Origin of the sequence: Bradyrhizobium sp. CCBAU 11361 (assembly GCF_028128935.1) — a bacterium.
Classification (GTDB): Bacteria; Pseudomonadota; Alphaproteobacteria; order Rhizobiales; family Xanthobacteraceae; genus Bradyrhizobium; species Bradyrhizobium niftali.
This window is the reverse complement of the sequence record NZ_LBJZ01000199.1, coordinates 311,123-326,945: the sequence shown is the minus strand read 5'-3', so window position 1 is coordinate 326,945 and position 15,823 is coordinate 311,123. Positions and strand designations below refer to the sequence as shown.

The 15,823-nt window shown below is 65.3% G+C and carries 14 protein-coding genes; 4 read left to right on the top strand and 10 right to left on the bottom strand.

Annotation, left to right across the window (positions count from 1 at the left end):
- The first annotated feature begins 77 nt into the window (after positions 1-77).
- Complete coding sequence (locus XI08_RS43060; RefSeq protein WP_027545595.1) at positions 78-428, top strand: hypothetical protein; 351 nt, start codon at positions 78-80, stop codon at positions 426-428.
- A 116-nt stretch (positions 429-544) separates the two neighbouring features.
- Here XI08_RS43060 and XI08_RS43055 read toward each other — a convergent pair whose 3' ends face one another.
- The 4 genes from XI08_RS43055 to XI08_RS43040 form a co-directional block, all read right to left on the bottom strand.
- Positions 545-958, bottom strand: coding sequence for a VOC family protein (locus tag XI08_RS43055; protein ID WP_271579067.1), 414 nt, complete (start codon positions 956-958; stop codon positions 545-547).
- Between the two features lie 35 nt (positions 959-993).
- The gene (kdpF, locus tag XI08_RS43050; protein ID WP_271579066.1) at positions 994-1,533 is read right to left on the bottom strand and encodes a K(+)-transporting ATPase subunit F; all 540 of its coding nucleotides are present in this window, start codon (positions 1,531-1,533) and stop codon (positions 994-996) included.
- A gap of 182 nt (positions 1,534-1,715) precedes the next feature.
- Complete coding sequence (locus tag XI08_RS43045) at positions 1,716-3,017, bottom strand: RNA polymerase sigma factor (RefSeq protein ID WP_271579065.1); 1,302 nt, start codon at positions 3,015-3,017, stop codon at positions 1,716-1,718.
- Positions 3,014-3,382, bottom strand: coding sequence for a YciI family protein (locus XI08_RS43040; protein ID WP_271579064.1), 369 nt, complete (start codon positions 3,380-3,382; stop codon positions 3,014-3,016). Before XI08_RS43040 ends, XI08_RS43045 begins: the two co-directional genes overlap by 4 nt.
- A 143-nt stretch (positions 3,383-3,525) precedes the next feature.
- Here XI08_RS43040 and XI08_RS43035 point away from each other — a divergent pair, with 143 nt between their 5' ends.
- The gene (locus tag XI08_RS43035; RefSeq protein WP_271579063.1) at positions 3,526-4,491 is read left to right on the top strand and encodes a 2-hydroxyacid dehydrogenase; all 966 of its coding nucleotides are present in this window, start codon (positions 3,526-3,528) and stop codon (positions 4,489-4,491) included.
- A 287-nt stretch (positions 4,492-4,778) separates the two neighbouring features.
- Positions 4,779-6,746, top strand: a complete 1,968-nt coding sequence (locus XI08_RS43030; RefSeq protein WP_271579062.1) for a methyl-accepting chemotaxis protein — start codon at positions 4,779-4,781, stop codon at positions 6,744-6,746.
- Between the two features lie 330 nt (positions 6,747-7,076).
- Here XI08_RS43030 and XI08_RS43025 read toward each other — a convergent pair whose 3' ends face one another.
- Positions 7,077-7,739 carry a TetR/AcrR family transcriptional regulator gene (locus tag XI08_RS43025; protein ID WP_271579061.1) on the bottom strand — a complete coding sequence of 221 codons (663 nt, stop codon included), beginning with the start codon at positions 7,737-7,739 and terminating at the stop codon, positions 7,077-7,079.
- Positions 7,740-7,845: 106 nt separating this feature from the next.
- On the opposite strand from XI08_RS43025, the gene XI08_RS43020 reads away from it, so the two are divergent.
- The gene (locus XI08_RS43020; RefSeq protein ID WP_027545602.1) at positions 7,846-8,490 is read left to right on the top strand and encodes a glutathione binding-like protein; all 645 of its coding nucleotides are present in this window, start codon (positions 7,846-7,848) and stop codon (positions 8,488-8,490) included.
- A 62-nt stretch (positions 8,491-8,552) separates the two neighbouring features.
- Here XI08_RS43020 and XI08_RS43015 read toward each other — a convergent pair whose 3' ends face one another.
- The 5 genes from XI08_RS43015 to XI08_RS42995 form a co-directional block, all read right to left on the bottom strand.
- Entirely contained in the window at positions 8,553-9,320 is a 768-nt protein-coding gene (locus XI08_RS43015; RefSeq protein WP_271579060.1) for a substrate-binding periplasmic protein, read from the bottom strand.
- Between the two features lie 36 nt (positions 9,321-9,356).
- Positions 9,357-9,683: a c-type cytochrome gene (locus XI08_RS43010; protein ID WP_271579059.1), complete on the bottom strand. Its 327-nt coding sequence runs from the start codon at positions 9,681-9,683 to the stop codon at positions 9,357-9,359.
- Positions 9,684-9,789: 106 nt separating this feature from the next.
- Positions 9,790-11,505, bottom strand: a complete 1,716-nt coding sequence (locus XI08_RS43005; protein ID WP_027545605.1) for a pyrroloquinoline quinone-dependent dehydrogenase — start codon at positions 11,503-11,505, stop codon at positions 9,790-9,792.
- A gap of 461 nt (positions 11,506-11,966) precedes the next feature.
- A complete protein-coding gene (locus tag XI08_RS43000) occupies positions 11,967-13,625 on the bottom strand; it encodes a hydantoinase B/oxoprolinase family protein (protein ID WP_271579058.1) in 1,659 nt (552 codons plus the stop codon).
- 2 nt (positions 13,626-13,627) lie between these two features.
- Positions 13,628-15,712 (bottom strand): hydantoinase/oxoprolinase family protein, encoded by a 2,085-nt coding sequence (locus tag XI08_RS42995; RefSeq protein ID WP_271579057.1) that lies wholly within the window; start codon positions 15,710-15,712, stop codon positions 13,628-13,630.
- Positions 15,713-15,823 lie beyond the last annotated feature (111 nt).

The following is a 15,823-nucleotide window of genomic DNA, read 5'->3' as shown; positions in this document are numbered from 1 at the left end:
TAGGTTCCATTTAACCGACGCGATGCAAAGTCTCTCACGCGGATTTTGCGTGTCGCGTACCGCACTGAGGGTTCGGCATGATGCGACACGGCTTGGTCTTGCTCACTTTTTGCGCAGCGCTCATGGGCTGCGCGGCGGCGCCGGCGCAGGAGCGTCGTCCGATCGCATGGGACGGCCTCGGACAGAACCCGAACCGGCCACCTGTCACAAAGCGGCGCGCAGCGAACCCCGCACCTGCGCAGGAAAATCCCAACCAGGAACGGGAAAGAGTGCTCGGCACCTTGCGCCCCTACTCCGAAGCGTGGTGGGCGGTCCATGACGAAATCGAGGCGGAGAACGACAGGCAGCTCGGCACGAAGCTCGTGATCTGCCCTCGTTGCGTCCAGTCGCCGTCACCCGGCGAGGATGTGACCGGATCGGTCCGTTGAGACAGCGAGTGGCCGATCCGGCGATGGCGTGACCGTCTTGGGCGTGACCGTCTTGGGCGCGCCCCTCACCCGCAACAATCGAGGGAGGGGCGCCACGTATCAGGCGGTCGCGCCTGTCACATGCCTTCCGCCGGGCAGTTCACCATCCAGGGGATGCCGAACTTGTCGACGCACATGCCAAAACCCTTGGCCCAGAACGTCTTGCTGAAGGGCATGGTGACGGTGCCGCCGTCGGCGAGCGCGTTGAACTTGCGCTCGGCGTCCGCGACATCGGCGATCGTCAGCGAGATCGAGAAGCCCTGCGGCTTCTGGACATGCTCGGGCGGCGCGTCGGAGGCCATCAGCACGCTGCCGCCGGGCAGCGACATCCGCGCATGCATGATCGTCTTTTCGCGGCCGGGTGCGGCCGGCATGTCCGGCGGCGCGTCCGAGGCGCGCATCATCGCGTCGATCTTGCCGCCGAGAACCTTGGCGTAGAAGTTGAACGCCGCTTCGCAGGTGTCCTGATAGAACAGATAGGGATTGAGCATCGTTTCTCTCCTTTTCTTTCCTTGGGCAGTGAGGCTCATTTCTTCTCGGTGAGCTTCTTCAGGCTGGCGAGGCCGGCCTCGAAGTCCTTGCCGATCATGTTATCCATGTTGATGAACACCTGCATCACCTTGGACATGAACGGCGCCGGACCATACATCGCCCATGTGACCAGTGTGGCATCGCCTTGCGGCACAAAGGTGAACTCGGCGGTGTTGTGGCCTTCGAAGGGGCGCTCGAAATCGAGCTTGATGCGGAGCTTCGACGGCGAATTCGCCTCGAGGATCTCCATATGCCCGGCGCCGACATTATTGTTGCCGTCCCAGGCATAGGTCGCGCCCTTGCCAGACGCGGTTCTGCCGAAGGTACGCTTCATGGCGGGGTCGCGATCCTCATAGGGCGACCAGGCGGTCCAGCGATGGAAATCGGCGACCAGCGGATAGATCGCATCGGCCGGCGCCTTCAGGGCGAGCGAGCGCTCGACACGGAAGATGTCGGGTTTTGTCAATGCAAAGACGAGGACGCCCGCTAGTCCGACCGCGAGCACGATGGCGATGATGGCAATGGCTTTCAGCATGAACGGCTCCCTGGATATGGGCTAAGGACGAAGGGAGGAGGCTGGGGCCGACAAGACGGGGATTTTTTTTGGTCGTCATTCCGGGATGGTCCGAAGGACCAGACCTCAGGTGCGCAATTGCGCACCGGGGAATCTCGAGATTCCGGGTTCACCCTTCGGGTGCCCCGGAATGACGGGGCGCCCTATTTCACCTTCGCACCCTGCCTGGCGCTCCCGTTGCCGCTCTTCGGCTGGCTGTCCCGGATCAGGCGATCGATGTGCATGCGGATGTGGGCGGCTTCCGCCGAGGTATTGGCGAGCGCGATGGCGCGGTCGAAGGCGATGCGGGCTTCGTCGTTGCGGCCGAGCTGCATCAGGAAGGCGCCGCGCACGCCGTAGAAATGGAAGTAGTTGGCAAGCTTCGGCGCCAGCGGCTCGATCAGGTCGAGCGCGGCTTGCGGCCCGCGCACCTTGGACACCGCGACCGCACGGTTGAGCGTCACCACCGGCGAAGGCTGCACCAGTTCCAGCGCGCCATAGAGCAGGTCGATCTGGGCCCAGTCGGTCTCCTCCGGCGTCGCCGCTCGGGCATGCAGCGCGGCGATCGCGGCCTGGATCTGGTAGGGCCCGCTACGGCGATGGCGCATCGCCTTGTCGATCAGCGCCAACCCTTCCGCGATCATGGTGCCGTTCCACAGGGAGCGATCCTGGTCCTCCAGCAGGATCAGAGAACCGTCGTTCGCAAACCGCGCGGCGCTGCGCGCATGTTGCAACAGCAGCAACGCCGCCAGCCCCATGATCTCCGGCTCGCTCTGGAACAGCCGCAGGAGCAGCCGCGCCAGCCGGATCGCCTCCTCGCAGAGCGGCTTCCTGATCTCGGCGGTGTCGCCGCTCGCCGAATAGCCCTCGTTGAAGATCAGGTAGATCATCGCCGCGACAATGGCGAGCCGCTCGGAACGTTCGACTGCACCGGGCGTTTCGAAAGGCGCCCCGGCTTCCGCGACCTTCGCCTTGGCGCGCGTGATGCGCTGCTCCATGGCCGCATCCGAGACCAGGAAAGCACGGGCGATCTGCTTCACCGTGAGGCCGGAGACGATGCGCAGGGCGAGCGCGATCTGCTGCGTCGCCGGCAATTGCGGATGGCAGCAGATGAACATCAGGCGCAAAATGTCGTCGCGATAATGCGAACCGTCGAGCCGCTCGGCGAGCGCGCCCTCGGCATCGCCGAGATCGGAGATCGCCTGATCGTCCTCGGGCAGCGGCTGCTGCTTGCGGGCGCGCCGCACCTCGTCGATCGCGACATTGCGGCCGACCATGATCAGCCAGGCCGCGGGATCGCGCGGCGGCCCGTTCTGCGGCCAGGTCTTGAGCGCGCGCAGGCAGGCGTTCTGGAACGCTTCCTCGGCGGTGTCGAGATCGCGGAAATAGCGCAGCAGCGCGCCGACCGCCTGGGGTCGCGCCGAAGTCAGCGCGGTCTCGATCCAGGCGGTGTCGGTCTCGCTCACGTCAGGTTTCCTCCCGGCCTGAACACGCCGACGGGGCGCACCTCATAGGCACCGCCGGGATTGGAGGCGCCGAGGTCGCGCGCAACGTCGAGCGCGTCGTCGAGGTTCTTGCAATCGACGATATAGAAGCCGAGCAACTGCTCCTTGGTCTCGGCATAGGGGCCGTCGAGCACCAGCGGCGGGTCCTCCTTACGCAGCGTCGCCGCCGCGGTGGTCGGCAACAGCCGCGCCACCGGACCGAGCCGGCCCTGGCTCGTGAGCTTCTCCTGCACCACGGCGAGCTTCTTCATCACCGCCTCGTCCTGGTCCTTGCTCCAGGAGCCGACGAAGTCCTCGTCATGATAGCAAAGGATCGCATAAAGCATGGGCAGTACCTTCCCTGACCTCTTGTTTGGAAGACGATCCACTATGCCCTGCCCCGACAGGGCTGCGGAAAAAAATTGCAAGAAAAATCCGGCAGATCGTGCCAAGGAGAGCCCTCAAAAGCGGAACCGACGAGGCACTTCGAATGACCAAAGGCACACTGGCCGTCCTGATCAACAGCACGCAGCAGAACTGGCTGCCGGAGCGCTGGAAGGCCCGGTTCGATTCGGTCTGCGGCGGCCGCCGCGTGGTGCTGCTGCCCGATGCCGGGCTCGATTCGGCCGAGGTGCACTATGCCGCGGTGTGGAAACCGGTGCCGGGCGATCTCGGCTCGTTCCCCAATCTGCGCGCGATCTTCAATCTCGGCGCCGGCGTCGATGCGCTGATGGCGGACAAGAGCCTGCCGGACGTGCCGCTGGTTCGCGTCGCCGTGCCCGACCTGACCAATCGCATGACCGAATATGTCGTGCTGCACGTGCTGATGCACCACCGCCAGGAGCTGTACTTGCGGCAGTCGCAGCGCGAGAAGCGCTGGGAGCCGAAATATCAGTGGCCGGCGAGCGCGGTGACTGTCGGCGTGATGGGGCTGGGCACGCTGGGAGCAGATGCGGCCGACGTGCTGCGGCGGCTCGGCTTCCGTGTCGTCGGCTGGAGCCGCAGCCCGCGCACGATCGACGGTGTCGAATGCTTCCATGGCGTCGCCGGAATCGATGCGTTCCTGCGCGCGACCGACATTCTGGTCTCGCTGTTGCCGCTGACCCCGGACACGCACGGCATCCTCAACCGCGACGTCTTCACAAAGCTCAACCGCAAGAGCCCGCTCGGCGCACCCGTGCTGATCAATGCCGGCCGCGGCGGCTTGCAGAACGAGGCCGACATTCTGGCCTGTCTCGACGACGGCACGCTGGGCGCCGCCTCCCTCGACGTCTTCGTGCAGGAGCCACAGCCGGCCGACAGCCGCTTCTGGACCCATCCCAAGGTGCTGCTGACCCCGCACAACGCCGCGGACACCGACGCGGAAGCGATCTCGGCCTATGTCGCCGAGCAGATCGCACGGTTCGAGGCGGGCGGCGCGCTGGAGAACGTGGTGGACCGGGCGCGGGGGTATTAGGGCGGCACGCGGCCGCCTCACCCTCGGCGTCGTCCTGGCGAAAGCCAGGACCCATTACCCCAGGGAGCAGTCGTGGTGCGAAGTGGCAACCACGAGTCTTCGCCAAACTACGTCCGGTGGTTATGGGTCCTGGCTTTCGCCAGGACGACATCGGAGTTCTGGCACGCGCCCACCGTTTCACTCGCACCGCACCCCACAACCACCCCGCTCCGCCGGTATCCCGTTCACCCTCTCTTAGCGAGAAGTTGATAAGCGTTGTTAACCAACGCTCAAAGAACGAGTCGGACATGCGGACGAGTCTCGGCCTCAGGATGCGGATCACGGTTGCGCTGGCGGTGACGGCGGCGGCGACCGCGCTGTTTGCCGTGCTGGGCGCGATGTGGATCATCGCCGGCATCATCGACCGCGCCGACCAGCGCGAGCTGCGCAGCCATTACGACGCCCTGCAATCGCGCATCGCCGAGGAATCGCACCGCGCCGCCGCGATGAGCGCCGTGGTGGCCGCGATGCCGGCGACGCAGGAGGCGATGGCGAAGCAGGACCGCGAGACGCTGGTGCGCCTGTTCGGACCGGTGTTCACGGCCATCAAATCCGACTACGGCGTCGACCAGTTCCAGTTCCACGTGCCGCCGGCGACGTCCTACCTGCGGGTGCACCAGCCGGCCAAATTCGGCGACGACCTCTCCGGCTTCCGCAAGACCGTCGTCGTCGCCAACCAGGACCGCAGGGTCGTGGTCGGGCTCGAGGGCGGCGTGGCCGGGCTCGGCATCCGCGGCGTGGTGCCGATCGCGCAGGACGGCAAGCACCTCGGCACGGTCGAATTCGGCCTGACCTTCGGCCAGCCCTTCCTCGACGATTTCAGGAACAACCGCCATGTCGACGTCGCCTTCCATCTCGCCGACGGTTCGGGATTCAAGCTGTTCGGCGGCACGCTGAAGGGCAAGACCTTCTTCGATGCCGCCGACTACGGCCGCGCCGCCGGGGGCAGCTTCACGGTGCGACGGGCCAAGCTCGACACGACGCCGGTCGCCGCGCTGCTCGGACCGATCAGGGACTTTTCCGGCAAGCCGCTCGGCGCGGTCGAGCTCGTGATGGACAATGCCGATTACGAGGCCTCCGCCGATCGCGCCTGGCTGCTGGCGATCGGGATCGCCGCGCTCGGGCTCGTTCTCGCGGCGATCGTCGGCTATCTCATCGCCCGCAGCATCTCGCGCCCGATCCTGTCGATCACCAACGTGATGCGCGAGCTCGCGGACGGACGTCTCGACGTCGCTGTACCCACCAGCAAGTCGAATGACGAGGTGGGCGCGATGGTGAAGGCGGTCGCGGTGTTCCGCGACAATGCGGTGAATTTCGGCAGGCTCCAGGCCCAGCAGCTCGAGGCCAAGGCGCAGTCCGAGGCGGAGAAGCGGCGCGTCTTCGCCGCGCTTGCCGACAATTTCGAGGCCAGCATCCGCGAGGTCGTCACCACGGTGTCCGCGGCCGCGGTCGAGATGGAGCACACGGCGCGCTCGATGTCCGATATCGTCGAGCAGTCGCGCGAGCAGACCCGCACGGTGTCGTCGGCCTCGGCGCTGGCCTCGGAGAACGTGCAGACGGTCGCGGCCGCAGCGGAAGAACTGTCCTCGTCGATGACCGAGATCAGCCGGCGCCTTGCGCACGCGACCGAGGTGGTCGGCAAGGCCGCGAGCGACGGACGGCAGTCGAATGCGCGGGTACAGAGCCTGGCGGATGCCGCGCAGAAGATCGGCGACGTCGTCGCCTTCATCAATGGCATTGCCGGCCAGACCAATCTGCTGGCGCTCAATGCGACGATCGAAGCGGCGCGCGCGGGCGAAGCCGGTCGCGGCTTTGCCGTGGTCGCCTCCGAAGTGAAGGCGCTGGCGACACAGACCGCGAAGGCGACCGAAGAGATCGGAGCGCAGGTCACGGCGGTGCAGGGCGAGACGACCGGCGCGGTCGACGGCATCCAGTCGATCTGCGCGACGATCCAGCAGGTCGACGAAATCTCGGCCGCGATCGCCGCCGCCGTCGGCCAGCAGGGCACCGCGACGCAGGAGATCGCGCAGAACGTCCAGCAGGCCGCCGCCCGCACTGGCGAGGTCTCGCAGAACATCTCCGGCGTCACCGCCGGCATCGCCGCGACCGGCACGGCAGCCGAGGAAGTGCTGGGCTCCGCGATCGAGCTGTCGAAGCAGTCGCAACGCCTGCGCGACGAGGTCGATCGCTTCCTGGCGCATATCCGGGCGGCGTAGCCGGGCGAAGACTGGCGCCTCAGCGAAAGGTGTCGTCCTGGCGAAAGCCAGGACCCATTACCCCCAGGGAGAGGTTACGGCGCGAAGTCGTAACTCCGAGTCTTCGCCAAACCAAATTCGGTGGCTATTGGTCCTGGCTTTCGCCAGGACGACGTCGGGGAGATAGTTCGCACCGCATACTCCGTGTCGTCCCGGCGAAGGCCGGGACCCATAACCCCAGGGAGAAGTTGCGGCGCGAGACTGATAACTCCGAGCCTTCGCCAAGCCACTCCCTGTGGTTATGGATCCCGGATCGGCGCTCCGCTTCGCTGCGCTTGTCCGGGACGACAGCTAGGGCTTGACTTCCAACATCACATCAATCGCACCCTTCACGATCGCTTCCAGATCTTTCCGTGAGACGCGCGCGCGCGAGCGGATGGCGATCGAGTGCACTGTCGCTGATGCGAGCTGGGCCAGCACGGCCGGGTCCGCGCTCTCCGGCAGTTCGCCCTTCTCCCTGGCGCGGCGGAAGCAACTCGCAAACGCCTTGTCGAGCTCGGCGAGACCGTCGAGCACCATGGCGCGGATGTCGGGATCACCGACAGCTTCGGACGCCGCCGTCACCACCGTGAAGCAGCCGCGCGGGCCCGTCTCGCCGGAGAGATAGATGTTCAGCGCGGAGGCGAAGATGCGCTCCAGGCGCTGGCGCAGCGGCATCTCCTCGCGAAAGATTGCGGCCATGGATGCCCGCGCTTCCTCGCGGTAGCGCTGGTAGCTCTTGATGTAGAGCTCGCGCTTGTCGCCGAAGGCCCCGTAGAGACTCGGCCGGTTCATGCCGGTGGCTTCGCTCAGATCGTCGAGCGAGGTCGCGGCAAAACCCTGTTTGCGGAACAGGTCGAGCGCCTTGCCGAGCGCGACCTCGGGCTCATAGGCGCGCGGCCGGCCACGGCGCTTAGGTTCGCCGCGGCGCTCGGGCTCATTGGCAGCAGTTGGCGGTTTCGATTTTTGTACCATTTCGCAATTTAATCCTTGACCCTCACCATATTATGCAAGATGGTACAAAAATCAATCTGGCCAGGTTGAGCGACACCGAAAGAGGAACTGCCCAAGGAGGCTACAGATGGATCTCTATTTCTCGCCGCTCGCCTGCTCGATGGCGACCCGCGTCGCGCTGTACGAAGCCGGCGCCGACGCGAACTATCTCGAAGTCGATCCGCCGACCAAGAAGGTCCTGAACGACGGCACCGACTTCCGCACCGTGAACCCGATCGGCCTCGTGCCGACGCTGCGCACCGACGAGGGCGTGGTGCTGACCGAGAACGCGGCGATCCTGCAATATGTCGCCGACCGCTTCCCGCAATCCGGCCTCGGCGCCGCAGCGGGCATCGAGCGGACGCGGCTGCACCAATGGCTCTGCTTCATCGGCACCGAGCTGCACAAGGGCCTCTTCATCCCCGTGCTCGACCGCAAGGCGCCGCAGGAGACCAAGGCCTACGCGCTGGAGAAGAACCTGTCGCGGCTCGACTATCTCGACAACTACCTGAAGGGACGCGACTTCCTGCTCGACCATTTCAGCGTGGCGGATGCCTATCTCGTCACGGTCATCAACTGGACCATGGCGACACCGCCGATCGAGCTCGCCAAATGGCCGAACGTGAAGGCCTATTACGAACGCCTGCGCCAGCGGCCGTCGGTGGCAAAGGCGATCGCGGAGGAGTTCGAGCTGTACAAGGCCGAACTCGCCAGGAAGAAGGCTGCGGCTTAAGTCAAGACGGCGACGTCGTCCCGGCTGGGCCGGGACGACGTCGTTCCTTCGTTGCAATTCGACTATCTCGGCGCTTGCAGCGCGATCCCGTAGCGACCGTAGATCCGATCGATCGTGCCGTCGCTGCGCAGCCGCTCCACCGCTCCGTCGATGGCTTCGCGCAACGCATCATCGGGGCGAATCATGCCGACGGCGACATTCCAGTTGAGATCGGCCACGCTCTCGTCGCGATCCAGGATCCGGAGCGCCTTGTCCGGATGCGTCAGATTGAAATAGCTCGCCGCAGTGGGGGTGACCGCTGCGGCATCGATCTCGTGATTCGACACGGCGTCGAGGCTGTCGCTCTCGAAGCCGAAGGTCGATATAGGCACGTGCCGCTGACCAATGATCATGGCCGCGACCGATCCAACCTGCACTCCCACTTTGGTGGCTTCGTTGAGGCTTTTGAACGAGCTGAGCGTGCTGGATGACGGCACCGCGAGCGCGACGCCCGTGCGATAGTACGGCTTCGATATCCTCAGGCGGGTTTCGCCTTGCGCTTCGCGATCGGCGATGACGTCCAGAAGAATGTCGCAGCCGGCACTGCGCATCTGGTACTGCGTGATGATCCAGTCGAGCCGCAGCGAGACGCCGAGCTCGCGTGCCAGCGCCTGACCGAGCTCGACCTGAAAGCCGGGCGGATCGCCCGCCTTGCGCGCAAAGGGAAGCGAGTTGGGATGCGCGCACAGCCCGATCGCGCCGCTTGAGCGGATCGCGTCTAGGGTTCGCGCCTGCGCCGGTCCGGATAGTCCGATGGCGGCAACGGCAATGAGCGGGACAAATGCCTTCATTCGGCGTTCTCATCTGGATGGATCGCGCCGTGCGCTTCAGCCCTCGCGCGGCTTCAAGGCGCGGATGTATCTGACGATCTGGTCGATCTGGGCGTCGGTGAAGGCGCCGTCGAATGCCGGCATCGCCCCTTGCTTGCCGTGCTTGATGCGGTCGCGAATGAAGGCGTCGTCGCGCGGCGAGTTCATCAGTTGCGGCCCCTTGCCGGGCGCCCGGCCACCGTCGGAGTGACAGAAGCCGCAAGTCCCCGCGAACACCGGTTCGACCTCGAACGACCCGTTCTCGGGCGCGGGCGTGGTGGATTGTGCTTGAGCCGTCACAGCGCACAGCAGCGCGGCACCCAGTCCGGCAGGAATCGTTTTCAAATGCAGTCTCAACACGTCCGCTCCATTCCTGAAATCACGCGTCGTCGCTTCGATCGGTCATGGTGCGGGTTTGCGCCCCGCTCCATGACCGAACGTTTGCGGCAGACTATTTCAGGCTGAAGACGATGAGCGCGCCGTCGTCACGCGGCATGCTCTTGTAGGCGCCGCCGAAGTTTGGCGCATACTCATCCGCCAGCATCCCGCCGAAGCCTGCGACCACTGCGATGTATTGCTTGCCCCCGACGGAGTAGCTGACGATGCCGCCTTGATGGCCGGTGCCATTGTTGTGTTTCCACAGCTCAGCGCCGGTTTCGGCATCGTAGGCGTGAAGGACGCCGCGGGAGTCGGGCACGAATACGAGATTGCCCGCGGTCGACAGTACGCTCCCAAGCGGCGGCTCGGGATAGCGGACCTCCCATTTCTTCGCTCCCGTTATCGGATCGCGCGCATCGAGATGTCCGTAGATCTCGCCGCCCGGAGGAGGCGCCATCTTGAAGTCGGCGCCGATGTTGAGCTGGACCTGCGGCGCGGTGACCGGCGTCGTCTTCTGGACTTCCAGCGTCATGCACCATTCCTGGCCGATCTTGTAGTAGAGACCGGTCTTCGGGCTGTATGAGCCGGCATTCCAGCTGACGCCGCCGCCGATGAACGGACACAGCGGTTCAGCGACTTTCCCGGCCGCGAAATCGCGTCGACCGATCAGCGCGCCGGTCTTGGGATCGATATCCTTGACGAAGTTGATGTTCTCAACCAGCCGCCAGACGTTCTTCACACCGAGATTGCGGTCGTAGACGAAGACGAAGCCGCCCTTGTTCGGATGAACCACATATTTCTGGCCGTCGCGTTCGAGCATCACGAACTCGCCGACGGCGCTGTCGAAGTCCCAGGCGTCGTGCGGCAGTTCCTGATGGTAGGATTTCAGCTTTCCGGTATCGATATCGAGAGCGATGACCGAACTCGTATAGAGATTGTCGCCGGGACGCGCACCTTGCGTCTTGTAGTCGGCGCCCGACCAATCGTAGAGCGGCGCCGGGTTCGCGGTGCCCCACAGGATGGTGTTGGTCTCGGAATCGTAGGTCCCCGGCATCCAGCCGCCGCCACCGCCGGTGCGCCAGGAATCGTTGCCCCAGGTTTTCATGGCCTCGTCGGTGCCTGCGACCGTCAGGAACTCCCACTTCTTCTTTCCGGTGGTGGCATCAAGCGCGAAGATCGGGCCGCGGCCCGGCCATTCGCCACCTTGCGAGCCGATGATCACGCTCCCTTTCGCGTAAAGCGGCGCACCGGTGAAACCGACCGTGAGCTTCTGCGAATCGATCAGCCTGGTCTCCCAGAGGACCTTTCCCGTCTTCGAATCCAGCCCGAAGACACGACCGTCCATCGTGCCGACGAAGACCTTGCCTTCACCGAGGGCTACGCCGCGATTGTAGGGCGAGTGGGTCTGCCGGCTGATGAGCGCCTCATCGAGCTCCGGAAAGAACGACCAGATGACCTCGCCCGTCGCGCCGTTCAGCGCAAAGACCCGGCTGTAAGAACCCGAGTAATAGAGCACGCCATCGGCCACGAGCGGCATCGACTGCAGGCCGCGCGTCGATCGTCCGGGAATGTGCATCCAGGCTACGCCCAGATTGCCGATGGTGTTGGCATTGATCTGCGCGAGCGGGCTGTAGTGATGCGACTTGTATGAGCCGTGATAGGTGAGCCAATCGTTCTGACCGGCGGCCTCGATCCGGGCCGTATCCACCGATTGAGCAAACGCCGCCGACGCCGCAAGTGTCGCGCCGACAAGAACAGGTAAACCCGAGCTAAGCCACTGCGTCCTCATATGCACTTCCTCCCGCTTCTGTGTGATTGCGTCTTATGAGCGCCGCCGCGAGGGATGTTTGCAGTTCAGTGCGCGTCGATTGTTTTCCATCGAAGATGAGCTGCCAACAGATGTCCCCCTCTCCCGGCGCATGTCGCCAAAGGAGCTACGTTCACTGGAGTGGTTGCTATTGCACTTCTGCTCGCAGTCACAGAGTACGCCGGATCATGGGCAGTGCAAAGACGGAATGCACCCACGGCGTGAAGTTGACGCACGAGGAAAATTGAAACGGCAGTGGCACTGACCGTTTCGTCCCAATCGACAAATCTTCAAGGCCGGGGCGGCGCGACTCTACCCGTACAGCAGCCGCGGCAGGATCGCGACGATACCCGGCCACAGCGTCAGCAGCAGCACGAAGCCGATCATGATCATCAGATAGGGCAGCGTGACGCGTGCGATGTCCTCGCACGACGCCTAACGCGTCACCGCGTGTACCCATAAACTGCAACCGCGTTGTCCGCAGACACGAGGCCGCTTTCGATGTCGTCATTGACGGCCGAGCGTGCCCGCTCGGTCGGATCGCCGATACCGGCGCCGCCGGGCGTCAGCACCACCAGCCGGTCGTCCGGCGGCACCTGCTGAAAGCCCTTGCCACGCAGCTTCTTGCCGGATTTGAGACCGACATAGCCGGCCTCGCCGTTCCGGCCGCCGTCACGACCGCGCGGCGGATGATCGATGCGGTCGAACGCCGCCAGAATGTCGAACGGCGCATCGACGCCGCTGCCGACCTCGATGATCTGGCCGAGGCCGCCGCGGGTGCGCCCTGCCCCGCCGGAATCCGGGCGCAGCTCCTTGCGCCAGAAGATCAGCGGCGTCTGTGTTTCCGCGATCTCGACCGGCGTGCCGCGCACGCCGCTGGGATAGGCGGTGGCCGACAGGCCGTCCTTGCCGAAGCGCGCACCGGTGCCGCCGTTGCTGGTGACCGCCATCGAGAACCCGTAATTGCCGCCGACGCCACTTCGCGTCTGTCCGCGCACGTTGAGATTCCACAGGCACGAGGTGCCTTCCGCCGGCACGCGCTCGGGAATGATCTGGCGCAGGCAGCCGAACACCACGTCGGGCAGCATTTGGCCGATGATGTGGCGCGAGGCGACCGGCGCGGGCTTCGGCGCATTGAGGATCGCGCCGGCAGGCGCCGACACCGTCAGGGGCGAGAGCGAGCCGGCATTGTTCGGGATCTGCGAGGCGACGACACAGCCGAGGCCGAACACGGTGTAGGCCGTGGTATAGGACAAGGGCACGTTGATGCCGAACTTCGAGGCGGCCGAAGTGCCGTCGAAATCGACGTGAATGCCCGCATCCGAGATCGTCAGCGTCGCGGCCAGCGTCACCGGCGCGTCGTAGCCGTCAACGACCATGGTGTTGCGCCAGCTGCCCTTGGGCAGCTTGGCGATCTCGGCCAGCACGGCCTCGCGCGAGCGTTCGCAGATGTAGTCGCCGAGCTCGTCCAGCGTGTCGATGCCGAACTCGGTCATCATCTCGACCAGGCGCTCGCAGCCGACGTCGTTGCAGCCGGCGAGCGAATAGGTGTCGCCCTCGGTGTCGATCGGCAGCCGCGTGTTGGTGCGGATCATCGCCATCAGCGTCTCGTTGACGACGCCCTGGTCGATCAGCTTCAGCATGGGGATGTAGAGCCCCTCCATGAACACGTCGGTGGCATCAGGCCCGAAGCCGATGCCGCCGATGTCCATGAGATGGCTGGTGCAGGAGAACAGCGCGACCGGCTTGCCGTCCTTGAAGCACGGTGTGGTAACGACGAAGTCGTTGAGGTGGCCGGTGCCCATCCAGGGATCGTTGGTGATGTAGGCGTCGCCCTCCTTCATCGTCTCGATCGGGAAGTGGTCGATGAAGTGCTTGACCGATTCCGCCATCGAGTTGACGTGACCGGGCGTACCCGTCACCGCCTGCGCCAGCATTCGCCCCTTGAGGTCGAACACGCCGGCCGAGAGGTCGCCGCATTCGCGCACGATCGGGCTGAAGGCGGTGCGGAGCAGCACTTGCGCCTGCTCCTCGACCACGGCGATCAGCCGGTGCCACATGATCTGAAGGTCGATCAGGCTCGCGCCATTTGCCTTGCTCATGATCAGGCTGCCTTCCGTTCCATGACGATGCTGCCGGCACCGTCGATATGGGCGTCAAAACTGGTGGAGACGAAGGTCGAGGTCTCATCCTCCGCGATCACGGCGGGGCCGGCAATCGTCGCCCCCGGCGCCATGTCCTCGCGGCGATAGAGCGGAATCTCGATCACCTCGCCGGCCCGGCCGTCGAAGAATTTCCGGCTGCCGGTGGCCTTGCCCGCAGGCATGCGTGCAACGGCCGCGACGACGGACGGATTGCGCGGCTCGGTGGTGGCGAGCACCGACCAGCTCAGGACCTCGATCGCGGCACCCGGGATCGGGCGCTCGAACATCGCCGAATAATCCGCCTCGAACTTCTGGCGCAGGCCGGCGAGATCGGCTGACGTCAGCGGCCGGTTCGGCAGATCGACGCTGATCTCGTGGCCCTGACCGACATAGCGCATGAAGGCCGCGCGGCGTTCGCGCACCGGGGCACCGGCAGCACCGGGCTCGACCAACGCACGCGCCTCGGTCGCCATCTCCTGCAAGAGGTCGGAGACCGCGCCGGTGTCGAAATCGTCAAGCCGGACGTGACGGCTGCGCACCAGCTCATAGGCGATGGGCGCCGCAAGGAATCCGACCGCCGAGCCGACGCCGGCATTCGACGGCACGATCACCCGGGAGACACCGATCTTCTCGGCGACGCGCGCCGCATGCAGCGGCGCGGCACCGCCGAACGCGATCAGCGTATGCTGGCCGACCACGGCGCCACGTTCGACCGCATGCACGCGGGCCGCACTCGCCATGTTCTCGCAGACGACCTCGTGCACGGCATAGGCCGCGGTTTCCGCCGACAGGCCCAGCGGCTCGCCGACGCTGCGCAGCAGCGCCTGCTTCGAGAGTTCGGGGTCGAGCTTGATCGTGCCACCCGCGAAGGCGTCGGGATCGATCATGCCGAGCGCAACGTCCGCATCGGTCACGGCCGGACGCTGGCCGCCGCGGCCATAGCAGGCCGGGCCCGGCTCGGACGACGCGCTCTCGGGGCCGACGGTGACGCGCTTCATGGCGTCGACATGCGCGATCGAGCCGCCGCCGGCGCCGATCTCGACCATCTCGATCACGGGAATGCGCACCGGCAGACCGGAGCCTTTCAGGAAGCGCGCGGCGCGATCGACCTCGAACACGCGCGAGGTCTCGGGCTGGTATTTCTCGATCAGGCAGATTTTTGCGGTGGTGCCGCCCATGTCGAAGGAGAGCACCTTGCTCTCGCCGAGACGCGCCGCGATCTGCGCCGCGAAGATCGCACCGCCGGCAGGACCGGATTCGACAAGCCGCACGGGAAAACGCCGCGCCGTCTCGATCGAGGTGACGCCGCCGCCGGACGTGACGAGATAGATGGCGCCGCGGAACTGCTCGACCTGCAGGGCATCGGCCATGCGGGCGAGATAACCGTCGATCAGCGGTTGCACATAGGCGTTCGCGACCGCGGTGGACGTGCGCTCATATTCGCGGATCTCCGGACACACGGCCGATGACACCGTCACGGAAATTCCGGGCATCTCCTCGCTGAGGATCGCGGCCGCGCGGCGCTCGTGCTCGGGATTGGCGTAGGAGTGCAGGAAAGCGATCGCAACGCTTTCAACCTTCAACTCACGCAATTTTGGCGCGAGTGCACGCACCGAGGCTTCATCGAGCGGGAGACGGACGGCGCCGTGCGCGTCGATGCGCTCGGGCACGGTGAAGCGCAGGCTGCGCGGCGCCAGCGGCGTCGGCTTGTCGATGGCGAGATCGTACTGGTCGTAGCGGCTCTCGGTGCCGATATCGAGCACGTCGCGAAAGCCCTCGGTCGCAATCAGCGCCGTCTTGGCGCCGCGGCGCTCGATGATCGCATTGGTCGCGAGCGTCGTGCCGTGAATGAACACGTCGATGTCGCTCATATGCGCACGCGCGTCAGTAAGAATGAGACGCATGCCATCCAGCACCGCCTCCTCGGGCCGCTGCGGCGTCGTCAGCACCTTGCGCGTCTTGCGGTCCTGCCCCACGTCCAGCACGATGTCGGTGAACGTGCCACCGATATCAACGGCAAGCCGCACCTCGGCTCCCTCAAGCATTCCAAATTCTCCGTGCTGATCGTCAAGATTGGGGACAAAAACGCAGCAATTTCCGTGCCATCAGGCATGCCGGCAACGCCGCGCCCGGCCATTCTGCTTGGCACCCATGCA